The sequence below is a fragment of the Halomonas sp. 5021 genome (genome assembly GCF_036663435.1).
Taxonomy (GTDB): domain Bacteria; phylum Pseudomonadota; class Gammaproteobacteria; order Pseudomonadales; family Halomonadaceae; genus Vreelandella; species Vreelandella janggokensis.
The window spans coordinates 260,545-282,873 of record NZ_JAXOVU010000003.1 but is presented as its reverse complement, the minus strand read 5'-3'; the positions used below and the strand labels follow the sequence as shown (position 1 = coordinate 282,873).

Below are 22,329 nucleotides of genomic sequence, written 5' to 3'. Positions count from 1 at the left end.
CATTACAAAAGTATAGTGAGGAGATTGCCGTGTTTAAGAACATTATGGTGCCCGTGGATCTTGCCCACCTGGAAACGCTGGAGCCCGCTTTAAGCGTTGTCGCGGACATGGCCAAACAGTACGACGCGAAAATTACCTACGTCGGCGTTACGGCCAACACCCCTACCAGCATCGCCCGCACACCCCAAGAGTACGAACAAAAGCTGGACGCCTTCGCTCAGGACCGCCATAAGGTTCATGGGCAGCCCGTCAGCATCAAGGTCTATAGCTCGACCGACCCGGTTGCCAATGTTGACGACTTGTTGGTGAAAGCGATCGATGAAACGGGCGCGGATCTGGTCATGATGGCGACCCATTTGCCACGCCATCTGGATATTGTCATGCCCTCTCATGGCGGCAAGGTAGCCACACACACCGACGCATCCGTCTTCCTGCTTCGCCCGAGCAAATAAAGCGACATATTGTTGTAAATAAATAAGGGAGCAACTTTGTGGATAACAAATCGCAAGACCAATCGCCAGATGAGAACGCTCCTTCGGAAGGGATTCCTGCTCCGGAGGGGCCAGCCAACCTGATCGATACCGATTACGTTATCGGCCAGGACAACATCACCACCAAAACGATGGGGGTTAACCTTGACCTACATGGCAAGGTTTTCACCATTTCCTCCATCGTCGTACTGCTTTTCGTCATACTCACGTTGGCCCTGCAAGACACCATCGCGCCAATCTATGACTCAGTCTTCAGCTTCCTGACAGGCAATCTCGCCTGGTTCTTTATCCTGGCGGCCAACATATTCGTCATCCTGTGTATCGGCCTGATCATTTCCCCATTAGGCAAAATCCGGATTGGCGGTGCCAATGCCAAACCTGATTTTACTTATATGGGCTGGTTCTCGATGCTGTTTGCCGCTGGCATGGGCATTGGTCTGATGTTCTACGGCGTCAATGAGCCATTGACCCACTTTGGCACGTCTTTTGACGGTGGCAGTTGGGCACCGCTGGGCGGTGCTGAAGGCGACGAAGCAGGCGCAGCCGCCTTGGGCATGGCAGCGACGATTTTCCACTGGGGCCTCCACCCGTGGGCGATCTACGCCGTGGTAGCATTGTCCCTTGCGCTGTTTGCGTTCAATAAAGGGCTTCCGCTGTCCATGCGCTCGGTATTTTACCCCCTTCTGGGCGAACGCGTATGGGGCTGGCCGGGTCACCTTATCGATATTCTGGCCGTGTTTGCCACACTGTTTGGCCTGACTACCTCGCTAGGCCTGGGCGCCACGCAGGCCGCTGCCGGTTTGACCTACCTGTTTGGTGCACCTGAATCCGATATCACCATGATTCTGCTGATTATCGGCATCACGATCATCGCGATCGGCTCGATACTGGCCGGTGTAGATAAAGGTGTACAGCTGCTATCCAAGATCAACATCGCCATGGCCGCCGCCTTGCTGTTCTTCGTCATTGCGGTCGGACCGACGCTGCTGATTGCCACAGGCTTCTTTGAAAACCTGCTTAACTACGTGGTGCACCTGCCTGCGCTGTCTAATCCGTTTGGCCGCGAAGATGCCAACTTCAGCCAAGGCTGGACGGCCTTCTACTGGGCATGGTGGATTTCCTGGTCTCCGTACGTCGGCATGTTCATCGCCCGCGTATCGCGGGGCCGTACCGTGCGCGAATTCATGGTATCAGTCCTCCTCGTGCCTTCCATCGTGTCAGTCCTGTGGATGACCACCTTTGGCGGTACGGCGATCAACCAATACCTCAGCCAGGGCATTGACGCCGTTCGCGATGCAGGTATCGATCTGCAGCTGTTCATCATGCTGGAGCAACTGCCGCTGTCGCAGATCACGTCGTTCGTGGCCATTGTGCTGGTCATCGTGTTCTTCGTGACCTCGTCGGATTCAGGCTCGCTGGTGATTGACTCAATTACCGCTGGCGGCAAGGTCGATGCTCCCAAACCGCAACGCGTGTTCTGGGCGATTATCGAAGGCGCCCTCGCCATTGCGCTGTTACTGGGTGGTGGCCTGACCGCGCTGCAGACCATGGCCGTCTCGACCGGCTTCCCGTTCACGATCATCCTGCTGGTGGCCTGCTATGCCATTATCAAAGGGTTGATGAGCGAGCCAAAAGCCGTCTAAAAGATCCTTGCATCAAACTTGAACGGGCAGCCTTGGGCTGCCCGTTTTTTTATGCTCAGAAAGATGTTGGTGACGCTTGGGGCATCAAGTCCAGAGCGCCCTCAAGGGCGTGCTGGGCTCATAGTGCGTTGCAATCTGTGCCTGCAACAGCTCCGCTGTCGCCATGGCATCAATCAGCGCATGATGGCCTTGGTAACTCGGCAACCCGTAGCGACGGCGGCTGGCATCAAGACGAATAGAGACCGGCGGGCGCCCCAACCAACGACGAAAACGCGCCCATAGCTTCTGGCGGTGAAGCCTCGCCTCGAGCGACATCGTATCAATCATCGGAAACATGACGCCCTCACCTCGCCGTGACTTGATCGCCGCATCCAAAAAGGGGCGTTCAATATGGCGAAAGTGCACCACCACGATCCGCCCTGCCAAGGCTTCCAGCAGGGGATCGATAATCGCATCCAGATCCGGGGCATTGGCTATCTCGGAGTGGGTGATGTGGTGGAAGGTAATTGAGGCTTCATTAAGCGGGCGCGGCGGTTTCACCACCCAGTAGCGACGCTCGGCAAGCTTGATGCGCCCTAACGTAAACGGCACCAGCCCGATACTCACAATGGCATGGCGACGCTCATCTAGCCCCGTCGTTTCCATGTCCAGTGCGACCATCGGCACCTCGGCAATGGGTGTATCGAGGCTCGGAGGTGGCGTCTCGAAAAAACGCCGAATGGCCGGATCCTGCGCCAGCGGTGCACGTTTTTGCGTATATAGCGCCCAGTCTGCCTGGGTAATTTTCCGACGCGGGCGAATCAATGTCATATTAGCGTCCCGCCCGGCTAGATGGCACGGGATAGCGGAACTTCAGAAATTTTTGCGCATTGCTGAGCACCTGGAAGGCATCTTTCAAGTTGTGCCGTTCACTATCGGCCACGTTCTCCGGCTCGATATTATTGTCGGGTACGCGCTCTTCCTGCAGATCGATCACTTGATGGCGAATGCGCGACATGCACATGAACTCAAAGGCATAGCTCAACTTGTCGCTCATGCCGGTGGCCAGGAGTTGCGTATTGGCAATGTCGTCCAGCCGTTGGAAAGTGTTCTGGGCTTTTGAGCCACAGGCCAATGCATGTACGCGAATCAGATCGACCATCGGTGCTGTTCCACGGCGCTTCAAGTTGATGGAGTTATTATGCTTGCCGTCTTTTTCCATCACAAAGGTCCGGAAAAAACCCAGCGGTGGCGTTCGATTCAGGGCGTTGCGCGCCATGGCGGCTAAGAAGAGCGGTGACTGGGGAGCTTTTTCAGCAATCAGATCCTGGAGCGCTTCTACAAAAACATCTTCGCCATAGAGGCTATCAAGATCGAAAAAGATCGAGCTGTGCAACAGCCTTTCCGGGGTCGGGTTATTGATCCAGTCGGTAAAGTAGCTTTTCCAGACACTCAACGGCTGGCGCCACTGTGAATTGGTCGCCATCACGTCGCCCTTGCAGTAGGTATAACCACAGGCATCCAGGCCCTCACTCACAAAGTCCGCCAGCGCCTTGAAATAGTCGTCGTGCTCTTCGGGAACAAAGTCATCCGACAGAATCAGCGCATTATCCTGGTCGGTGACAATACTCTGCTCATTGCGTGCCATCGATCCGTTGACCATGAAACAGTAGGCCACCGGCGGCGGACCCAGTTTTTCCTCGGCAAGCTCCAACAGACGGCGCGAAAAACTGCGTCCTATGGTCGAGAGTGCACTGCCCACCATGTGGGAGTTGGCCCCCTCCTGCACCATCCGGACAAAGGAGGCACTCACGTCAGGTGCCAGACGCGCCAGCCCCTCAATGCTCGACTGGTGAAAAATATTGCTCACCAGGTAAAGTCCGCTGTGGGTTTCATAGCGAATGATATCGGAGAGGTGCACCACCCCCATGGGTCGCTGACGATAAAGCACCGGCAGGTGATGAACGTTGTTACGCAGCATGGTAAGCATCGCTTCGTAGATCGAAACGTCCGACTGAACCGTGATAAGCCGTGAAGAGACCACCTCCCCTACCTCCGTTTGAGGCGAAAGCCCTTCAGCCACGACCCGGGTGCGAAAGTCGCTATCGGTCAAGATGCCGCATACCTGCCACGTTTGCCCTTCGCTGTCCTTGAAGCTGTAACGCGGATTGGTGCTGCCTTCTTTGAGCACCAGAACGGCTGAGGCTTGTGCATGGCTGACCTGCTGAGCCGCTTGCTGCACTGTGGTCGATGCTTCCACCATAACCGGGTAACGCGCCACCAGCTTGCGAATACGCGTGACCATCATGTCGTTGGATTTCTTTTGCTGCTCTGCGGCGGTTTCCAGTCGCGGACGTTCCACTTCAACAAAGTCAGCGAAGTCCTCGTCTTCTTCGCACAACTGCTGAAATACAGTTTTGGGGATAAAGTAAAGCAGCGTGTCTTCAATAGCTTTGGCAGGAAAGCGCACCTTTTGGTTACGCAATAAGCTGAAGTGGCCAAAGATATCGCCTTCCCCCAGCCGGTTATAGAGATCACCCTGCCTTCGATACACCTCGACCGCACCGCTACGGATATAGCACAGGTCGGACATCGTCTCGTTCAGCGCCAGAATATCGCTGCCGGTCTTGAAGTAACTGACTTCGACGCTACTGGCGATTTCATCCAGCAAGCTGTCCGAAAGCCTATCGAAAGGGGGGTGCTGCCCCATATGCTGACGTATTTCTAGTAGTTCGACGTCCATGCTCTCTCCCCAGACCGTATAACCGGACTTCAACGTGACCTCGTATCCACGTTGATACGGGCATTTATACAAGTGTGGCGCGAAGCAAAAGACGCGTAAACCCTAACCATGAAAAAGCCCGGCGCTTTCGCGCCGGGCTTTGCAACCGCTACATAGCGATGTCATGGAATGACGTTACAAGCGGGTGCAACGCTCAAAGACTGCTTACGATTCCGCCATTTCCTGAACACGCTGCATCATTTCAGGATCTTGCTGGATTGTTTGACCAATTGCGTTGAACGTATCAACATCTAGGCCACTGTCTTCGACGACTTCGATCATGCGGTCATTGGCTTCGGTGCGGACTTCCTGCTGAGCGGCTTCGTCATCGGCTTCCTGCAGACGCTCAGTATATTCCTGAGAGATGACCGCGATTTCTTGTGACGCATCGGCAAACTGTTGCAGCTGTTCATCAGAAAAATCTTGAGTCGGAGCTGCTTCTTGGGTGGCCATTGAGTCCTGTGTGGACTCTTGATCCTGCTGGGCATGAGCCGTTGCCGTCATCAGGCCAGTGGCGAGCAGTGCGGCAGAAAACAGGGCAGTCATACGTTGCATAAAAAACCTCGGTTAACTCGTTATGAATGTGGTTTATGTGACGCGGACATAGCGTCGAGGTTCAACCTTTTAAGTAAAGTAATGTAACAAAAAGAATATCAAGTCACTCACCCTCAACCATATTGGACATTGAGAGCCTTATGAAAGGTGTTATATCGCTCGTACGCCAACGGGATGCCGCGTCACTCGGATTACTCGCCATGCCTGTACTGTTTGTGCTGCTTTGGAGCACCGGCTTTATTGGCGCCAAGTTCGGCCTTCCCTACGCAGAGCCCTTCACGTTTCTATTTATTCGCTTTGTGATGACGGTGCTACTGCTGACGCCGCTGGTATGGGTACTTAAAATATCCTGGCCTTCATCACCCAGGTTATGGACGCATATCGCCATTTCAGGTCTCCTTGTTCACGGCACCTACTTAGGTGGCGTTTTCTATGGGATTTCCCTTGGCATGCCTGCCGGCCTGGCTTCGCTGTTGGTCGGCCTGCAACCCCTGCTGACGGCGGCCTGCGCCGGCCCGCTGTTGGGCGAGCGCCTGGCAAAACAACAATGGCTGGGGCTGGGTTTGGGTTTGCTCGGCATCAGTGCCGTGTTGGGCAGCCAACTTGATCTGGGGCAATCGCTATTCAGCGGCTTTGGCCTGGGTGCCTTGTTGAGTGTCCTGGCCGCTTTAATGGGCATTTCGCTGGGTACGCTTTACCAGAAACGCTTTTGCACGCGTATGCCGCTGCTTTCTGGGGCCGTCATTCAATACCTGGCTGCGGGCGGGGTATTGGGCATTGGGGCGCTGTTATTCGAGACCCGGGACGTCACCTGGTCACTCACTTTTATCTTGACGCTGGGCTGGTTAGTACTGATTCTATCGATAGCCGCTATCCTGCTGTTGATGGCGTTAATCAAGCGCGGCGAGGCATCTCGGGTAGCAAGCCTGTTTTACCTAGTGCCACCCGTTACCGCACTACAAGCGTGGTGGCTATTCGATGAACGGCTTTCCTGGATAGGGCTTGGCGGGATGTTCATTGCCATTGTCGGCGTCGTACTGACGGTGCGCAAACCCGCTGCCAAAGTGTCACCAACATAACGATATAGAAATTCTCAGGGCTAGTATGAAGACGTCTGAATATCACCATTGCGCGCGAGTGGATGGCCGCTGTAACCGGTGCGATACCCCGGTGCCTTTTGCCTTCACCATGGCCTTTCAACCCATTGTCGATGTCGCTGCGCGGCAGGTGATTTATTACGAAGCGCTAGTGCGGGGACCCGATGGCGAGTCGGCGGGATCGATTCTGGGAAAGGTCACCGACGATTTGCTCTATCGGTTTGATCAAGCCTGTCGCATTAAAGCGATTGAATTAGCCAGCGCGCTAGGGATGCAGGCACGTTTATCGATCAACTTCCTGCCTAATGCTGTTTACGAGCCGGAGGCGTGTATCCAGGCGACCCTGGAAACCTCTCAGCGAGTGGGATGGCCCACCGAGCGACTGAACTTCGAGATCACCGAGACCGAGCGCGTTCAGGACCGGCAGCACATGCGTAACATTATCGAAAGCTACCGCGCGATGGGCTTTACCACCTCCCTTGATGACTTCGGCAACGGCTACGCAAACCTGGATCTGCTCACCGACCTGCGCCCGGACACTTTGAAAGTTGACCGTGAGATTGTCATGGACTGCAATAGCAACAAGCGCCGTCAGGCGATTCTGCGCAGTCTGGTGGCCCTGGCGGATACGCTGGGCACTCAATTAGTAGCGGAAGGCGTGGAAACCCGTGAGGAATCGCGCTGCTTAATGGCGTTGGGCATCCCGGTACAGCAAGGTTACTACTTTGCCCGCCCGCAACTGGAAGCGCTTGCGGTTATCGACGACACCCTTTACGACTGATTTAGCCAGGCGGTCCAGGCAGGCGACTCTTTGCCGCCGCCTGTGGTGACCCCACAATGTCATCAATCGACGATGTGTCGTAAATAGTCGGCACCACCCAGGTTACGCATCTGTTGGCGCACCCATTGGCTACGCTGCTCCACCTGAGGGCTTGGACGCGAGGCACTGCGTGTTCGCGGGCTAGGTAATATGGCTGCCAGCAGACTGGCCTGGCGATCTGTCAGCGCGTCGGCCGGGACACCAAAGTAGTGCTGCGCGGCCGCTTCCAACCCAAACACCCCGGCGTCCCACTCGGCGACATTAAGGTAGACTTCGAGGATTCGCTGTTTGCCCCAGATCAGCTCAATAAGCACGGTAAACCAGGCTTCGAGTCCTTTACGCGCCCAGCTTCTGCCCGTCCATAGAAAAACGTTCTTGGCGGTTTGCTGACTGATGGTACTGGCTCCCCTCAAGCGCCCACCCTCCATGCTGGCCCGCAAGGCGCGGCGTAGCTCAGTGATATCGAAACCGTAATGATGAGGAAACCGCTGGTCTTCTGCCGCCATGACCGCCACTTTTGCAGAATCGGCAAGTTGTGGCCAGCTCCGCCATTCCCGCTGCAGCTGTATCGGCTCGCTGTGAATCCAGCTCTGGATTTTACGCTCCACCATGACCATTGATCCCGGTGGGTGCACCACTCGAAACAGCATCACCAGGCTCACTGACAGCACCACAAACAGAAATACGCCACGCCATACCCACCACCATAGCCAACTGAATGAGCGACGTAGCGTACGTTTCAACATGAAAGCTTCCTCACCGTTTCAACAAGTGGTCGGCATGGTAGCGAAGATGGTCATCGATAAAGGTCGCAATAAAGAAGTAGCTATGGTCATAGCCAGGTTGCCGACGCAGAGTCAGAGGATGGTCGTGCGCTTCGCACACGGTCTCAAGGCGTTCGGGCTTGAGCTGCTCTTCAAGGAATTGATCGGCTTCTCCCTGGTCGATAAACAGCCGCTGCCGCGAAGCGCCGTTAGCCACCAGTTCGCAGGCATCGTACTGGCGCCATTGTGCCAGATCGTCACCCAGGTAGTTGGAAAACGCCTTTTCTCCCCACGGACAATTCATCGGGTTAACGATCGGGGCAAATGCCGATACGGAACGAAAGCGCCCTGGATGGCGCAATGCCATGATGAGTGCGCCATGGCCGCCCATCGAATGCCCGCTGATGGATTCGCGACCGTTCACCGGAAAATGCTGACGAACGACCGATGGCAGCTCCTCAATCACATAATCGTACATACGGTATTGCGGCTTCCACGGTGCCTGGGTGGCATTGACGTAAAAGCCCGCGCCGGAACCCAGGTCATAGCTATCGTGTTCGCCGGGCAGGTCAGTACCACGCGGGCTGGTATCGGGACAGACGATCGCGATACCCAGTTCTGCCGCCAGGCGATGCGCACCCGCTTTTTGCATAAAGTTTTCGTCGGTGCAGGTTAGTCCCGAGAGCCACCATAACAGCGGCACCCGCTCTTCCTCCGCTTGAGGTGGCAAATAAACCGCGAACACCATGTCGCAGTCCAAGGCGCGAGAGTAATGCCGATAACGTTTATGCCAGCCACCGTGGCTGCGGTTGGCCGACACTAATTCCAGGGTTTCACTCATGCTCATGAGCAGGCTCCTTTAAAGCAGTAAGCGCGGCGGGTCTCCCCGCCGCGCCCCTTGTTGTAGGCACTATCATACTCAGTAATGCAGGACGGTACGAATACTCTGGCCTGCGTGCAGTAAATCGAAGGCCTCATTGATCTTCTCAAACGGCATATCATGAGTAATAAAGTCGTCGATATTGATCTCACCGTTCATATAACGCTCTACATAGCCCGGCAGTTCGGTACGGCCTTTCACACCACCAAAGGCGGAGCCTTTCCAGACCCGACCGGTCACCAGTTGGAAAGGCCGTGTGGAGATTTCCTCACCCGCACCGGCGACCCCAATGATGATCGATTCGCCCCACCCTTTGTGGCAGCACTCCAGCGCGGAACGCATGACATTGACGTTGCCGATGCACTCAAAGGAGTAATCCACCCCGCCATCGGTCATGTCCACCACGACCTGCTGAATCGGGTCGCTGTAATCTTTCGGGTTCACGAAGTCCGTGGCACCAAACTGCTTGGCCAATTCGAACTTGTCCGGATTGACATCGATAGCGATGATTTTCGACGCCTTGGCCATGGCTGCGCCCTGAATGACCGCCAGGCCGATCGCGCCCAGGCCAAATACGGCAATCGTCGCGCCAGGTTCCACTTTGGCCGTGTTCATGACGGCCCCAATGCCGGTGGTCACGCCACAGCCCAACAGGCAGATTTTATCCATCGGCGCCTCTTTGGACACCGCTGCCAGGGATACTTCGGGCAGCACGGTATATTCGCTGAACGTGGACGTCCCCATGTAATGGTGAAGCATCTTGCCATCCAGGGAAAAGCGCGAGGTGCCATCGGGCATGACCCCCTTGCCCTGGGTGGCACGAACGCTACCGCACAGGTTCGTCTTGCCCGACAGACAGAATTTGCACTGTCCGCACTCGGCCGTATAAAGCGGAATGACGTGATCACCGGGCTTGAGACTGGTGACACCCTCGCCAACCTCCTGCACCACACCGGCACCTTCGTGGCCCAGCACAGAAGGAAAATTCCCCTCTGGATCAGCGCCTGAAAGCGTATAGGCATCCGTGTGGCAAACGCTTGTCGCCGCCATCTTGACCAGCACTTCACCCGCTTTGGGCCCTTCTACATCAATCTCGACAAGCTCTAAAGGCTTGCCCGCTTCCAGTGCTACCGCCGCACGTGACTTCATTACTATTGCTCCTCTACAGCCTATCTGTTCACGCCACTCAGTCCGGGCGCATGGTTCACTCTTCGTCGGACGTGACCGGTTGATACTCAATGGGTAGCCACTGATAACCCTCTTCATCCTGAATAATATGGCCTATGCCAGGAAACGGCATATGCGCCCCGGCCACCCAGTGCTTGCCTTCGACCGCCTCTTCAAGCACGGCTTGGCGGGTTTTAATGGCCTGCTCGGGGTCAGAGTCAAATTCGATGGCGACCGTGGGATCATCAAACTGTACGCCGTAACTATGCACCACATCGCCCCACACCAGCATGGCATCATCGTCTCCACTCAGCATAAAGCTGGTGTGACCGGGGGTATGCCCATGGGTATCCTCGGCCACGATCCCCATCAGCATCTCATCACCCGGCTCAAACGGTGTGAACCGGTCATCCTCTATATAAGGCGCAACAGCGTCCTGAGCCATCTCGAAAAAGGCACGCTGGCCTTCATCGGCCGCTTCTGCACGCGACTCGCTCAACCAGAAATCGGCGTCCTGCTGGCTGGCCCGCAACTCGGCGTTGGGATAAACAGCTTCGCCGTCACGGGTCAACCCGCAAACATGGTCGGGGTGAAGATGGGTCATCAGAATAGTATCCACATCTTCTGGCTGGTAACCGGACGCACGCATGTTGTCTTCGACATGCCCAAGTGTCGGGCCAAAACACGCAGATGAACCCGCATCCACCAGAACAAGGTTCTCCCCAGTATTGATCAGAAAAGCATTAACAGCGGTTTGAACGCCATCTTCGGAGTCGATGAACAACGCATTCAGGTGCTCACGTATCTCCGCTTGCTCCATGCCTTTTAGCAGTTGTGTTTCAATCGCCGTATAGCCGTCGTACAGCGCCGTGACTTCATGGTCATCAACCATCATCCTGAACCAGCCTGATACCTGCTCCGGCCGTTGGTCAGGGGCCGCCACCGCGCTTAGCGAGGTTCCCATGGCCAGCAACAGTGATGCCTTGCCTACTCGTGGAATCCATACATGATGAGACACTCGTCATCTCCTTAGCCTACGAAAAAATCCGCCACGGCCGATAAACCTGCCCGCAGCGATTGCGCATTTACTTTACAACGCTGGTACGCAATGCCCTAACTAGTCACAGTGTAGGTCAGCTAGTCGGCAGGGATAAACCGGGATACACTCATAAGATTATTGCCACTGTGCAACAATCCATTTAACAGCAGGTAAGTTCCTTATGCAGCGCTGGGATCGAATTGAAGCTTTCATTGAGGTAGTCCGCCTGGAAAGCTTCTCGGCGGCAGCGCGCCACCTCAAGGTATCAACCTCTCACACCAGCCGCCTGGTCAGCCAGCTCGAAAATCAGTTGGGCGTTCAGTTGCTTTACCGCACTACCCGCCAGATCCGCTTGACCGATGCCGGCTCTATCTATGTGGAACACTGTCGGCACCTGTTCGACGGATTGCGTGATGCCGAACAGGTGTTGAGCGAACAACAGGGCAAACCTCACGGCGTGTTGAAACTCACCTCAGCGACGACGTTTGGAGAGCGCTATATCGCGCCGCTGGTCAACGACTTCCAGTGCCTGCACCCACAGTTGGACGTGCAGATGCACTTTACCAACCGTCCGGTCGAGCTGATTGACGAAGGCTTTGATATAGCGATTCGCATGGGGGTGCTCAAGGATTCGAGCATGATTGCGCGTCGCCTATGCAAACGCCGCGAATATATTGTCGGCTCGCAAGCCTACTTTCGCCAGGCGACCCGGCCGCATACGCTGGGCGAGCTGAGCCAGCACCGCTGCCTGGTGGGCTCGCGACCCAACTGGCTGTTTGAGGTCAATGGCCAGCGACGTGAAGTCAAGGTCAACGGTTGCTGGCAGGCCAACTCAGGACCAGCCCTGCTCGACGCCACACGGAAGGGCCTTGGCCTTGCGCAACTACCTGACTACTACGTCGCACCTTATCTTGCCAGTGGAGAGCTGGTCGCCGTGCTGGAACCCTTTCAGCACCATGATACCGGGGTATGGGCGGTTTACCCCCGCCATCGGCATCTTTCACCCAAGATACGCCAACTGGTGGATTATCTTGTCGAGCATATTGATCAGGTGCTACCTGACACTCAATGGCGTTAACCCCTCACCCAGGCAAGGTCGACATCCGAATCGCGACAACGGCATGCTAGTTCGACGTGCGGTCACAGAAAGATGACGATATAATGAACGTCCATCCAGGCATGTTTTTTCTTTCTGCTTAGCATAACTGCTTACCCACAAAGGACGTTGGTATGTCGCCTCCCTCTTCCTGGCCAATCGGCTTTCAAACCCTCTTTCTACGTGCCGTGCTGTACGTATTATTTATTGGCGCTATCGCTCAAGGTGCCTACTTAGAAGCGCTGTATCTTCCCGATATCCGCTTTTCAGAACTTGGTTTTACCGAATTTACGCAGACATTGGTGTTGGCTACATGCTGCGCGATGCTGATCTACATTCGGCAGGTACTGAAGGTGTGGCCCACCGTTACATTGCTGCTTCTTGGGTTCGTGGCCGCTTCTCTGGTGCGCGAACAAGATCACTTTTTGGATACTTATGTTGCTGACAATACCTGGAAAGTGCTTGTTGCACTGATCATCCTCCCGACTCTCGCTTGGGTGGTTAAACAGCGTCAATGTTTTCTCGAGGAATTCGCCCATTACAGCAATACCTTCGCCTTTGGCTTGTTCACGGCCGGTGTACTTACCACCTACATTTTCTCGCGGTTATATGGGCGACAGGAATTCTGGAAAGCGATTCTTGAAGATAGCTACTCAGGAACTTTCAAGAGCGTCGCTGAAGAAGTGGTTGAGCTGCTCGGTTACAGCTTGATTCTTATCGCTACTTTGGAGTTGTTATTGCTTGCTCGCCGCGTTTATCAAGCGCGCAAGTTGTCGTCGCTATAGAGCCACCGCACTCGCCATACGAAATCACCATGAAAAAAGCCCGCCGTTCGATGAACGGCGGGCTTTTTGATGCGGTATGAAACGCCTTGTTATTCGTCGAGGAACGAGCGCAGTGGCTCAGAACGACTCGGGTGACGCAGCTTGCGAAGCGCCTTGGCTTCAATCTGGCGAATTCGCTCACGGGTCACATCGAACTGCTTGCCCACCTCTTCAAGGGTATGGTCGGTGTTCATATCGATACCAAACCGCATGCGCAGTACTTTGGCTTCACGCGCCGTCAAGCCGCCCAACACATTACGCGTGGCTTCGACCAAACCTTCGCCAGTTGCCAAATCGATTGGCAGCAACATGGTGCCGTCTTCGATAAAGTCACCCAGATGCGAGTCGTCGTCATCGCCAATGGGCGTCTCCATGGAGATGGGCTCTTTGGCAATCTTGAGCACCTTGCGGACTTTATCCTCCGGCATTTCCAAGCGCTCACCCAGCTCTTCCGGGGTCGGCTCGCGGCCCATTTCCTGCAGCATCTGACGCGATACGCGGTTGAGCTTGTTGATCGTTTCGATCATGTGCACCGGAATACGGATAGTACGAGCCTGATCGGCAATCGACCGGGTAATCGCTTGGCGAATCCACCAGGTGGCATAGGTCGAAAACTTGTAGCCACGGCGATATTCGAATTTGTCGACCGCTTTCATCAGGCCAATATTGCCTTCCTGAATCAGATCCAGGAACTGCAAACCGCGATTGGTATACTTCTTGGCAATCGAGATCACCAAGCGCAAGTTGGCTTCCACCATCTCTTTCTTGGCACGGCGGGCTTTCGCTTCACCAATCGACAGCTTGCGGTTGACCTCTTTCAGGTCAGACACTTTCAGCTGCACCATGTCCTCTTCAAAGGCAATCTTGCGCTGAGAGCGGGCAATATCGGCGCGCAGTGGCTCCAGACGATCAGCGTACTTGGGCTGCTCGGACTGAAACGCATCCAGCCATTTCGGGTTTGACTCACTCCCCGGAAACGACTTGATAAAGGTTTTGCGCGGCACCTTGGCTTTCTTCACGCACATCTGCATGATAGCTTTTTCCTGAGCACGCACCTGCTCAATGCTAATGCGTACCTGCCCCACCAACCGCTCGAAATGCTTGGGCACCAGCTTGATCGGGGAGAACAGCACCGCCAGACGCGCCTGCTCCGTTTTCAGCTCGGCACTACCACGACCGTATTGGGCAAAAGCCGCTTCTACCGCTGCGTTCTGCTCACGAATCTGCTCGAAGCGCGCACGCGCCTCTTCGGGATCCGGGCCGCCTTCGCTCGCGGTGGAGTCATCATCTTCGTCGTCGCCTTCGACGTCTTCATCAACTTCTGTCACGGGCTCTGGCTCGGGCACTTCTGCTTCCGCCACGCCAGGGATACCTTCATCCGGGTCGATAAACCCAGAGAAGAGGTCGGATAACCGACCGGGAGCCTCTTCGTCCTGGGTCGCGTCGTAGGCGTCCAGAATAGAGGCCACGGCACCAGGCAAATAGGCCAGCGCCGACATGACTTCGCGTGTCCCCTCTTCAATCCGCTTGGCGATTTCGATCTCGCCTTCACGGGTCAAGAGTTCAACCGTGCCCATCTCACGCATGTACATGCGGACAGGGTCGGTGGTGCGACCGACGTCGCTTTCCACGGCGGCAAGGGCCGCAACGGCCTCTTCCGCAGCGGACTCGTCCGTGGAGTGATCCGACATCATCAAAGTGTCTTCATCTGGCGCTTCTTCAACGACACTAATACCCATGTCGTTGATCATGCCAATGATGTCTTCCACTTGATCCGGGTCGGCGATATCCTCGGGTAGATGGTCGTTGACCTCGGCATAGGTCAGGTAACCCTGTTCCTTGCCGCGCGCGATCAACTCCTTCAGACGCGACTGCTGCTGTGCATTTCCAGCCATAGAAACCCTATCTCGACGAAGAAGAATGAAGCACCTGAAGCGCTGACATAAAACCTAACAAGCCTAACATTATAGCGTGATTGGCTTGAGTTTTTCCAGTTTGTGTATTTGCGCTGTCATTCAGGTGTGTTAGGTTGATTAGTTAGCCACTTTTTAACCCGTGGCAATTGATTTGGAGGCGGTACAGTGATAATTCAACCCGCCTCTTTGCAAGTAGCGTCAATGTGGTCGCTGAGACAGCTCCATTACCAAGCTTGCCAGACGCTGGCGCTGTGTTTTATCGAGCTTTTGTCCATGACGCTCTTGCGCCAGCAATGCTTCATATTCCTCTCGCGGCGATTGTTGGCGCTGCAAATGTTTAAGATGTTCCACCAATCCCGTTAGCTCTGTTTCCCGCGTCGACCGGGGAATCAGCAGTTCACGCTTTGCGAATTCAGCCAGCCGCGAGCCCTCTACACTGCCTTGAAAATGCGCCAAAACCACCTGAGGACTGCGATAACGCCCAGCCCGCAAGAGCGCCAGCAGCTCTCGGCATAGACGCACATCACTGACTTCCGGCCCGTCACTATCCGGCAACCATGCATCATTCTCTGGCAGGCTCGTCACCAGGCCGGGCTCGTGAAGCAGGAGCTGCACAATACGCCCAACCGGCGACAACGCTTGCTCCCGAACTGTCGGACGCGCTGGAGCGCTCTGTGGCCTGGAACTCTCAGCACTGGAGGATTCAACTGCCTCCCCGCGAGTCTGTTGCTGGCGCGCTGCCGCCTCGACACGCTTTTCCAGCAACTCTTTCAACTGCTCCTGAGTCAAACCACTACGCTTGGCAAGCGCCTCGAGCATCAATGATTTGAGCATGCCATCCGGCACTTTTTTCAATGCCTCAAGCACCCGACTGGCAAACCGCTCGCGCCCTTCCACGGTATTCAGGTCACGGTCCTGGGCTGCCTGCTCAAAGAGAAACTCAGACAGCGGCATCGCACAGGTGACACGGTCCTGGAAAGCCTCGGTTCCTTCGCGGCGCACCAGCGTATCCGGGTCATCGCCTTCCGGCAGAAACAAGAACCGCGCCTCTCGGCCGTCGATCATCATCGGCAGCGCGGTTTCGAGTGCCCGACTTGCCGCCTCGCGGCCAGCCCGGTCGCCGTCAAAGCAAAACACCACGCGCCCGACGAGACGGAAGAGGCGACTCAGGTGATCTTCCGTGGTGGCCGTACCAAGAGTGGCCACGGCATTATGAATGCCATATTGCGCCAGGGCGACAACGTCCATGTAGCCCTCGACCATCACCAGTTGCTCAAGCCTGCTGGAGGCTTGGCGGGCTTCATAAAGGCCATAGAGCTCCCGCCCTTTATGAAACACAGGCGTTTCCGGAGAGTTAAGATACTTGGGCTGACCGTCACCCATTACCCGACCACCGAAAGCGATTGTACGACCGCGCAGATCACGGATCGGGAACATTACCCGGTCACGAAAGCGGTCGTAAGTGCGCCCTGTGTCTTCACGGTGAATCAACAGACCATATTCAATCTGCACCGACTCACTGATACCCCGCTCGCTCAGGTGTTGCTTGAGCGCTTCCCAGCCCCCTGGTGCATAGCCAATGCCGTAGTCACTGATGACATCACTGGAAAGACCGCGTTCGTGCAAATACTGCTTGGCGTCCTGCCCTTCCTGCATTTTCAGCCGCTCGCGGTAAAAGCTGGCGGCAAGCTCAAGCAGATTAACGCCTTCTTTACGCTTTTTTTCGCGTTGCTGGGCGCGCGGATCGTCAGCCCCTTCTCGGGGCACTTCAACCCCCAAGCGCCCGGCCAACTGCTCAACCGCCTCGGGAAACGGCAACTTGTCGTATTCCATCAAAAAACGCAGCGCATTGCCGTGCGCCCCACAGCCAAAGCAGTGATAGAACTGCTTGTCAGCGCTCACCGTAAACGAAGGGGTTTTTTCTTGATGGAAAGGACATAGGCCCGAGTAGTTGCGACCTGCTTTTTTTAGCTGTACACGCTCACCAACCACTTCCACCACATCAACGCGGCCGAGAAGATCGTCGATAAAACGCTGTGGAATTTGGCCAGCCATGGATGCAGGCATCCTCGCGCGGGGCGCTGATTCGCGAACCTAATGTCATCAGACACTATCGTCATGAGGGACGATGCCTGATCACCTTAGACACGCTTGGATAAACGCAAAACAAGCGGCCACCTAGATGGCGGCCGCTCGGCATCCCTCTAGAAACACACCATGAGTGACATAGCGTGTTTCGGTACGGATCAATAGAGCCGTTCGAAACGCTTTTGTTCACGCTGAACTTTCTTGGCGTGACGTTTTACGGCCGCAGCCGCTTTGCGCTTGCGCTCAGCAGTCGGCTTCTCATAGTGCTCGCGACGACGTACTTCAGAGAGAACGCCGGCTTTTTCGCAAGAACGCTTGAAGCGACGCAGGGCGACGTCAAACGGCTCGTTATCACGTACTTTTACAGAAGGCATTAAGCACTCACCTACCTTAAGGAGTCTTGAGTTCGGATAGTACGCACACCGTTACGCATGTATGCGAGCACAGTGCACGACTCAGTTTTACAGCGCACAATATTCTAATCCTGCTGGGCACGCTTTGCAAATGCTAACACCCAATCGCCATTAGGAATGCTAGAATAGGCCATCTATTTTTTCACAGAGTTATTGTCCTATGCGCGTACTGGGCATTGAAACGTCCTGCGATGAAACCGGCGTCGCCATTTACGATACGTCGCTGACCGGCGGCCAAGGTCTGCTCGCCGATGCGCTTTACAGCCAAATTGCCATGCACACCGATTACGGTGGCGTTGTGCCAGAACTGGCCTCACGCGACCATACCCGCAAACTGCTACCACTTATTGAGCAAGTTCTGGCCGACGCCGGGCTCGAGCGCCACGACCTTGATGGTATCGCCTATACCGCTGGACCTGGCCTGGTCGGCGCGTTAATGGTGGGCGCCAGCACCGCCCATGGCATGGCCCGCGGACTGGGCATTCCCGTGCTTGGGGTGCATCACATGGAAGGCCACTTACTGGCTCCCATGCTCGAGGACGACGCCCCCGACTTCCCGTTTGTGGCGCTGCTGGTGTCCGGCGGCCACACCCAACTGGTAAACGTGCAGGGGCTAGGCCACTACCAGCTTCTCGGCGAGTCGGTGGACGATGCCGCTGGCGAAGCCTTCGACAAAGCCGCCAAAATGCTCGGGCTGGCCTACCCGGGCGGCCCCCACGTGGCGGCGCTAGCCGAACAAGGGAACCCTGAGCGTTTTCGCTTTCCCCGCCCAATGACCGACCGCCCGGGACTGGACTTCAGCTTTTCCGGACTGAAGACCCACACCCTCACCGCTATTCGCCAGCTGGAAACGGCAGACAAGCTGGACGACCAGGCCCGGGCTGACGTTGCCCGCGCCTTTGAAGAAGCAGTTGTCGACACCCTGGTCATCAAGTGCCGTCGGGCGCTGGATCAAACCGGCCTTAAGCGGCTGGTCGTGGCGGGCGGTGTAAGCGCCAATCATCGTCTCCGCGAACGGCTCGCCCAGGCCTGTGAAAAACGCCAGGCAAAGGCCTACTATCCGCGCGGACGTTTTTGTACTGATAACGGTGCCATGATCGCCTATGTGGGTGCCCAGCGACTCGTCGCTGGCGAGCAGGACGCAAGCGGCATCATGCAGGCCACACCGCGCTGGCCGCTCGCCGACCTGGCGACACCAACCACGCCTTAGCCGCCGCCTCTCAGGAGCCTCCAAATGGCGGCTCCTCACCGCGCTTCAGCCGACGAATATTCAACGCATGACGGGTCAGCACCAGCAAGCTGAACCCGCCAACCACCAGCACATAAGATGGTGCCAGCCAGCTGCATACCAGCGGCGCCAGCATAGCGCTCCAAAGCGATGCCAGCGCGGCTGTTTTCAGCCGCCAGGCAAGCAGGGCCCAGACCAGGGCACTGATTAGCGCCACAGCGGGCACCAATACCAGTAGCACGCCGAACGCACTGGCGACTGCCTTGCCACCGCGAAACCCATGCCATAACGGGTAGCTGTGGCCCAGCAAGACGGCCAACCCCACCATCCCCTGAAGCCAGACGGGAAAGCCCAGCAGCTTGGCGGCGAGCACCGCCGGCATGCCTTTCAGCGCATCGAGCAGCAGCGTGGCTGCCGCCAGACGGGCGCCGTACAGGCGCAGCACGTTGGAAAAGCCTGGGTTGTGCGAGCCGTGCTGCCGGGGGTCGGGCACCCCTGCCCAGCGGCAGACGCTAAGTGCCGCCAGCCAGCTACCGCTCGCATATCCCACTAGTATCCATATCATGCCATTGTGCTCGCGTTGGCTACTGTTGCTGAGCGCTCTGCTCACGTACAATCGCTCGCTCGTTGTGTTGGGGAAGGCTCATGGACCGCATTTTCATCGAAGCGCTTGAGGTAGATACCATTATTGGCGTCTACGAATGGGAGCGCACCATTCATCAGTCACTGCGTCTGGATTTAACGCTGGCGACCGATATTCGCTCGGCGGCGGCCACCGATGACCTTCGGCTCACGCTGGATTACGCTGCCATTTGCCAGCGTATTCAACAGTTTGCTGATACGCATCAGTTTGCTCTGGTGGAAACCTTCGCCGAGCGCCTGGCCGCCTGCCTGCGCAATGATTTCCCGATCAGTTGGCTGCGACTTACCGTCCACAAACCCGGCGCCATCCCCAATGCACGCAGTGTCGGCCTGGAAATCACCCGCGGCACGCTCCCCGACGAAACCGGAGCAACCACCCAATGAGCTTAGTGACCGTGAGCCTGGGCAGCAATATCGAGCCCGCCAGACACATTCGCTTATGCCTTGATGCGCTGGCCGACACCTTCGGTTCGCTTGAGGTATCCCGGGTGTTCGAGAGCGAACCCGTTGGCTTCAGTGATCGGCGCAATTTTTTCAACCTGGTGGTGGCGTTTCATAGCGACTGGACACCCGGTGAGCTACAGGCCTGGGCCAAACAACTGGAGGCCAACCATGGCCGAACGCCCGACACGGCAAAATACAGCCCCCGCGCGCTTGATATCGACCTGCTGACGGTGGGTGACGCCTGCGGCATCGTTGACGGAATCACGCTTCCCCGCGCCGAAATCAACTACAATGCCTTTGTCTTGCAGCCCTTGGCCGAACTCCTGCCCACACACTGCCATCCCCACTGTCGCACCCCTTATGCAACGCTCTGGGCAGCCTTTGAACTGGGCGCTCAGCGCTTATGGGCAATTGATTTCGAATGGCAAGGCACATGGATTTCCCAGGCCGACACACCACTGCGTCAGGCGCTGGCCCGCTAAGCCCGGCCACACGTCAATTGAGCGTCTTGTCGATCGCCATGTGACGGCGCTCTTTTAGCGCAGCGCCCAGTTCGGCTCCCTGGAAACCTTCTGCCATCAACGACTGAGGACTTACCTGTTGCGCGGCCTGCCAAGCGGCGTTCAATGCGTCAACATGCTCCGGCGCCAACGCCGCCACCAGCGTCAACTGGGTATATACCTGAGAGGGCTTCCGCCAGGCATCGAGCCGCTCGAGCCAGTGAGACACCGCTGCGGCATCCAGCGTTCCTCCCACCAGGTGACGACTCAGGGCGGCATGCCGCGCTAGCTGCGCTACCGCATTCGGCAACCGTAAACGCCTGGCCAGCGACTCGCGCGCGGCATCGTCCAGCGGCGAAACCAACAACGCATAGCGCCATTCGGCACCGGCCAGCGCATCATCATTCACCCCCAGCGACATAGCGTTGAGACAATCACCCAAGCTGCCCCGCGTTAATTCAGGCCACCAGGTAGTCAGCGCACCACACTGGTCAAGTGTGGTGAAGTAGCTCGCCGGCCGCGCTTCGGCCAAGGCTTTTTCGGTTTCCCGCCATACCCGCTCAGCGGCCAAATAGGCCAGCTCACCGCTGCGGCTGACCTCCCCCATCAACGCCATCGTCTCCGGCGCAATCGCAAAGCCCAGCGTTCTATAGCGTGCTAGAAAGCGCGCCGTACGTAACACACGCAGCGGATCTTCGCGAAACGCTGGGGAGACGTGCCGTAGCTGTCGCTGTTCAATGTCCTGCTGGCCGTCAAAAGGATCGATCATCGTACCATCAGGTGCTTCCGCGATCGCATTGACGGTCAGATCGCGACGCAGCAAGTCGTCCTCAAGGCTAACGTCAGGGCTGGCGATCACTTTAAAACCTGCATAGCCGTGCCCCGCTTTTCGCTCAGTGCGTGCCAGAGCGTATTCTTCAGCGCTCTCAGGATGGAGAAACACCGGAAAGTCGCGCCCCACTGGCTTGAACCCTCGCTTGAGCATCTCATCGGGCGTAGTGCCCACGACCACCCAGTCGTTGTCATAGACCGGCCAGCCCAATAGCCTGTCGCGCACCGCCCCACCCACTCGGTAAACATCCAGACCGGCGATACGCGGATCGCTGGCGTCCGTCATCGTGGTGAACCTTGTGATTGATGGCTTGGTACACTGGTACGCTCCCCCGTCGCCAGATCAAGGGCGGTCAGCTTCCCGCCCCAGGCGCAGCCGGTATCCAGGGCGTCAACTCGCACACGGGCACCAGGCGTTTCTCCACCGAGTGCCGCCCAGTGACCAAACAGCAATTGAGGATCGTCGTCGCGGGGGAATTGGAACCACGGCGCAAACCCTGCGGGTGCCGTTTCAAGCCCCTGATTGGCTTCGAAATCCAGGCATCCCTCTGCATTGATAAAGCGCATGCGGGTGAGCACATTGACAATGCAACGCAGACGATCCATGCCGTCAAGCGCGTTGTCCCAACGAGCCGGGTGGTTACCGTAGAGCTGGTTTAAAAAGCGCCCTGAGGTCTCGCTGACTAATGCCGCCTGCACCTCATCAGAAAGTGATGTCACCTGAGCAAGGTCCCATTGGGGCAACAGACCTGCATGGGTCATCAGCCGGCTCCCTTCACGCACCGCCAATGGCTGACCCTGAAGCCAATCGAGCAAACGCTCGCGGTCAGGCGCATTCAACACGGCCTCCAGACTGGCATTCTTCTTGACCTTGCCGCCGCCGCGCGCGGCTACCAGCAGGTGAAAGTCATGATTACCCAGCACACAGCGAACGCGACTGCCCAATCTTTCAGCTTCGCGCAGGCAGGCCAGAGAGTCAGGCCCCCGGTTGACCAGGTCGCCGACCAGCCAGAGGGTATCCTGCTCCGGGTTGAAACCGAGCGTGTCTAGCAAGGCCATCCATTCGCCATAACAGCCGTGCAGATCGCCAATCGCATAGGTGCTCATTGTTGAAGGCCTTTCAGGTCATG

The 22,329-nt window shown here is 56.7% G+C and carries 22 protein-coding genes; 9 read left to right on the top strand and 13 right to left on the bottom strand.

All coding sequences use genetic code 11. The features are described 5' to 3' along the window. Positions 1 to 29 precede the first annotated feature (29 nt). Complete coding sequence (locus tag R3F64_RS08165) at positions 30 to 452, top strand: universal stress protein (RefSeq protein ID WP_085917245.1); 423 nt, start codon at positions 30 to 32, stop codon at positions 450 to 452. A gap of 38 nt (positions 453 to 490) precedes the next feature. After that, a complete protein-coding gene (locus R3F64_RS08160; RefSeq protein WP_199283884.1) occupies positions 491 to 2,134 on the top strand; it encodes a BCCT family transporter in 1,644 nt (547 codons plus the stop codon). An 84-nt stretch (positions 2,135 to 2,218) separates the two neighbouring features. Here the strand turns inward: R3F64_RS08160 and R3F64_RS08155 are convergent, their stop codons facing one another. From R3F64_RS08155 to R3F64_RS08145, 3 genes are all read right to left on the bottom strand, one after another. Continuing rightward, positions 2,219 to 2,944, bottom strand: a complete 726-nt coding sequence (locus tag R3F64_RS08155; RefSeq protein WP_085917243.1) for a 3'-5' exonuclease — start codon at positions 2,942 to 2,944, stop codon at positions 2,219 to 2,221. Between the two features lies 1 nt (position 2,945). Then, positions 2,946 to 4,856 (bottom strand): DUF294 nucleotidyltransferase-like domain-containing protein, encoded by a 1,911-nt coding sequence (locus R3F64_RS08150; protein WP_332610790.1) that lies wholly within the window; start codon positions 4,854 to 4,856, stop codon positions 2,946 to 2,948. Positions 4,857 to 5,060: 204 nt separating this feature from the next. Next, positions 5,061 to 5,450 (bottom strand): DUF4168 domain-containing protein, encoded by a 390-nt coding sequence (locus tag R3F64_RS08145; protein ID WP_085917241.1) that lies wholly within the window; start codon positions 5,448 to 5,450, stop codon positions 5,061 to 5,063. 140 nt (positions 5,451 to 5,590) lie between these two features. Here R3F64_RS08145 and R3F64_RS08140 point away from each other — a divergent pair, with 140 nt between their 5' ends. Together R3F64_RS08140 and R3F64_RS08135 are read left to right on the top strand one after the other, a co-directional pair. After that, positions 5,591 to 6,529 carry a DMT family transporter gene (locus R3F64_RS08140; RefSeq protein WP_332610788.1) on the top strand — a complete coding sequence of 313 codons (939 nt, stop codon included), beginning with the start codon at positions 5,591 to 5,593 and terminating at the stop codon, positions 6,527 to 6,529. 25 nt (positions 6,530 to 6,554) lie between these two features. After that, complete coding sequence (locus R3F64_RS08135; RefSeq protein WP_441316940.1) at positions 6,555 to 7,328, top strand: EAL domain-containing protein; 774 nt, start codon at positions 6,555 to 6,557, stop codon at positions 7,326 to 7,328. 62 nt (positions 7,329 to 7,390) lie between these two features. Here the strand turns inward: R3F64_RS08135 and mtgA are convergent, their stop codons facing one another. The 4 genes from mtgA to R3F64_RS08115 form a co-directional block, all read right to left on the bottom strand. After that, positions 7,391 to 8,113: a monofunctional biosynthetic peptidoglycan transglycosylase gene (gene mtgA / locus R3F64_RS08130; protein WP_199283887.1), complete on the bottom strand. Its 723-nt coding sequence runs from the start codon at positions 8,111 to 8,113 to the stop codon at positions 7,391 to 7,393. A 10-nt stretch (positions 8,114 to 8,123) separates the two neighbouring features. Further along, positions 8,124 to 8,978 carry an S-formylglutathione hydrolase gene (fghA, locus tag R3F64_RS08125; RefSeq protein ID WP_085917238.1) on the bottom strand — a complete coding sequence of 285 codons (855 nt, stop codon included), beginning with the start codon at positions 8,976 to 8,978 and terminating at the stop codon, positions 8,124 to 8,126. A 72-nt stretch (positions 8,979 to 9,050) separates the two neighbouring features. After that, on the bottom strand, positions 9,051 to 10,160 hold the full coding sequence (locus tag R3F64_RS08120; RefSeq protein ID WP_085917237.1) for an S-(hydroxymethyl)glutathione dehydrogenase/class III alcohol dehydrogenase: 1,110 nt from the start codon (positions 10,158 to 10,160) through the stop codon (positions 9,051 to 9,053). Positions 10,161 to 10,215: 55 nt separating this feature from the next. Further along, positions 10,216 to 11,196 carry an MBL fold metallo-hydrolase gene (locus R3F64_RS08115; RefSeq protein WP_233337266.1) on the bottom strand — a complete coding sequence of 327 codons (981 nt, stop codon included), beginning with the start codon at positions 11,194 to 11,196 and terminating at the stop codon, positions 10,216 to 10,218. A gap of 202 nt (positions 11,197 to 11,398) precedes the next feature. On the opposite strand from R3F64_RS08115, the gene R3F64_RS08110 reads away from it, so the two are divergent. Continuing rightward, positions 11,399 to 12,295 (top strand): LysR family transcriptional regulator, encoded by an 897-nt coding sequence (locus tag R3F64_RS08110; RefSeq protein WP_085917236.1) that lies wholly within the window; start codon positions 11,399 to 11,401, stop codon positions 12,293 to 12,295. A 152-nt stretch (positions 12,296 to 12,447) separates the two neighbouring features. Continuing rightward, entirely contained in the window at positions 12,448 to 13,098 is a 651-nt protein-coding gene (locus R3F64_RS08105) for a hypothetical protein (RefSeq protein WP_085917235.1), read from the top strand. Positions 13,099 to 13,187: 89 nt separating this feature from the next. Here R3F64_RS08105 and rpoD read toward each other — a convergent pair whose 3' ends face one another. From rpoD to rpsU, 3 genes are all read right to left on the bottom strand, one after another. Next, entirely contained in the window at positions 13,188 to 15,032 is a 1,845-nt protein-coding gene (gene rpoD / locus R3F64_RS08100) for an RNA polymerase sigma factor RpoD (RefSeq protein WP_085917234.1), read from the bottom strand. A 219-nt stretch (positions 15,033 to 15,251) separates the two neighbouring features. Continuing rightward, on the bottom strand, positions 15,252 to 17,108 hold the full coding sequence (dnaG, locus tag R3F64_RS08095; RefSeq protein WP_332610783.1) for a DNA primase: 1,857 nt from the start codon (positions 17,106 to 17,108) through the stop codon (positions 15,252 to 15,254). Between the two features lie 191 nt (positions 17,109 to 17,299). Next, positions 17,300 to 17,515: a 30S ribosomal protein S21 gene (gene rpsU / locus R3F64_RS08090; RefSeq protein WP_008956349.1), complete on the bottom strand. Its 216-nt coding sequence runs from the start codon at positions 17,513 to 17,515 to the stop codon at positions 17,300 to 17,302. 199 nt (positions 17,516 to 17,714) lie between these two features. On the opposite strand from rpsU, the gene tsaD reads away from it, so the two are divergent. Continuing rightward, the gene (gene tsaD / locus R3F64_RS08085; protein WP_332610780.1) at positions 17,715 to 18,764 is read left to right on the top strand and encodes a tRNA (adenosine(37)-N6)-threonylcarbamoyltransferase complex transferase subunit TsaD; all 1,050 of its coding nucleotides are present in this window, start codon (positions 17,715 to 17,717) and stop codon (positions 18,762 to 18,764) included. Positions 18,765 to 18,774: 10 nt separating this feature from the next. Here the strand turns inward: tsaD and plsY are convergent, their stop codons facing one another. Beyond that, positions 18,775 to 19,347: a glycerol-3-phosphate 1-O-acyltransferase PlsY gene (gene plsY / locus R3F64_RS08080; protein WP_085917289.1), complete on the bottom strand. Its 573-nt coding sequence runs from the start codon at positions 19,345 to 19,347 to the stop codon at positions 18,775 to 18,777. A gap of 80 nt (positions 19,348 to 19,427) precedes the next feature. Between plsY and folB the strand changes: the two genes are divergently transcribed. Further along, positions 19,428 to 19,808, top strand: a complete 381-nt coding sequence (folB, locus tag R3F64_RS08075; protein WP_199283892.1) for a dihydroneopterin aldolase — start codon at positions 19,428 to 19,430, stop codon at positions 19,806 to 19,808. Continuing rightward, positions 19,805 to 20,350 (top strand): 2-amino-4-hydroxy-6-hydroxymethyldihydropteridine diphosphokinase, encoded by a 546-nt coding sequence (gene folK, locus R3F64_RS08070; protein WP_085917230.1) that lies wholly within the window; start codon positions 19,805 to 19,807, stop codon positions 20,348 to 20,350. The genes folB and folK overlap by 4 nt, the downstream gene beginning before the upstream one ends. A 13-nt stretch (positions 20,351 to 20,363) precedes the next feature. Here the strand turns inward: folK and R3F64_RS08065 are convergent, their stop codons facing one another. After that, positions 20,364 to 21,485 carry a polynucleotide adenylyltransferase gene (locus R3F64_RS08065; RefSeq protein ID WP_332610776.1) on the bottom strand — a complete coding sequence of 374 codons (1,122 nt, stop codon included), beginning with the start codon at positions 21,483 to 21,485 and terminating at the stop codon, positions 20,364 to 20,366. Then, the gene (locus R3F64_RS08060; protein ID WP_332610775.1) at positions 21,482 to 22,306 is read right to left on the bottom strand and encodes a symmetrical bis(5'-nucleosyl)-tetraphosphatase; all 825 of its coding nucleotides are present in this window, start codon (positions 22,304 to 22,306) and stop codon (positions 21,482 to 21,484) included. Before R3F64_RS08060 ends, R3F64_RS08065 begins: the two co-directional genes overlap by 4 nt. Between the last annotated feature and the right edge of the window lie 23 nt (positions 22,307 to 22,329).

Excerpts from the sequence above, each read along its gene's own strand:
- R3F64_RS08155 (WP_085917243.1), bottom strand. The coding sequence starts at position 2,944 with ATGACATTGATTCGCCCGCGTCGGAAAATTACCCAGGCAGACTGGGCG.
- R3F64_RS08150 (WP_332610790.1), bottom strand. The coding sequence starts at position 4,856 with ATGGACGTCGAACTACTAGAAATACGTCAGCATATGGGGCAGCACCCC.
- R3F64_RS08145 (WP_085917241.1), bottom strand. The coding sequence starts at position 5,450 with ATGCAACGTATGACTGCCCTGTTTTCTGCCGCACTGCTCGCCACTGGC.
- R3F64_RS08140 (WP_332610788.1), top strand. The coding sequence starts at position 5,591 with ATGAAAGGTGTTATATCGCTCGTACGCCAACGGGATGCCGCGTCACTC.
- R3F64_RS08135 (WP_441316940.1), top strand. The coding sequence starts at position 6,555 with ATGAAGACGTCTGAATATCACCATTGCGCGCGAGTGGATGGCCGCTGT.
- mtgA (WP_199283887.1), bottom strand. The coding sequence starts at position 8,113 with ATGTTGAAACGTACGCTACGTCGCTCATTCAGTTGGCTATGGTGGTGG.
- fghA (WP_085917238.1), bottom strand. The coding sequence starts at position 8,978 with ATGAGCATGAGTGAAACCCTGGAATTAGTGTCGGCCAACCGCAGCCAC.
- R3F64_RS08120 (WP_085917237.1), bottom strand. The coding sequence starts at position 10,160 with ATGAAGTCACGTGCGGCGGTAGCACTGGAAGCGGGCAAGCCTTTAGAG.
- R3F64_RS08110 (WP_085917236.1), top strand. The coding sequence starts at position 11,399 with ATGCAGCGCTGGGATCGAATTGAAGCTTTCATTGAGGTAGTCCGCCTG.
- R3F64_RS08105 (WP_085917235.1), top strand. The coding sequence starts at position 12,448 with ATGTCGCCTCCCTCTTCCTGGCCAATCGGCTTTCAAACCCTCTTTCTA.
- rpoD (WP_085917234.1), bottom strand. The coding sequence starts at position 15,032 with ATGGCTGGAAATGCACAGCAGCAGTCGCGTCTGAAGGAGTTGATCGCG.
- dnaG (WP_332610783.1), bottom strand. The coding sequence starts at position 17,108 with ATGGCTGGCCAAATTCCACAGCGTTTTATCGACGATCTTCTCGGCCGC.
- rpsU (WP_008956349.1), bottom strand. The coding sequence starts at position 17,515 with ATGCCTTCTGTAAAAGTACGTGATAACGAGCCGTTTGACGTCGCCCTG.
- tsaD (WP_332610780.1), top strand. The coding sequence starts at position 17,715 with ATGCGCGTACTGGGCATTGAAACGTCCTGCGATGAAACCGGCGTCGCC.
- plsY (WP_085917289.1), bottom strand. The coding sequence starts at position 19,347 with ATGATATGGATACTAGTGGGATATGCGAGCGGTAGCTGGCTGGCGGCA.
- folB (WP_199283892.1), top strand. The coding sequence starts at position 19,428 with ATGGACCGCATTTTCATCGAAGCGCTTGAGGTAGATACCATTATTGGC.
- folK (WP_085917230.1), top strand. The coding sequence starts at position 19,805 with ATGAGCTTAGTGACCGTGAGCCTGGGCAGCAATATCGAGCCCGCCAGA.
- R3F64_RS08065 (WP_332610776.1), bottom strand. The coding sequence starts at position 21,485 with ATGACGGACGCCAGCGATCCGCGTATCGCCGGTCTGGATGTTTACCGA.
- R3F64_RS08060 (WP_332610775.1), bottom strand. The coding sequence starts at position 22,306 with ATGAGCACCTATGCGATTGGCGATCTGCACGGCTGTTATGGCGAATGG.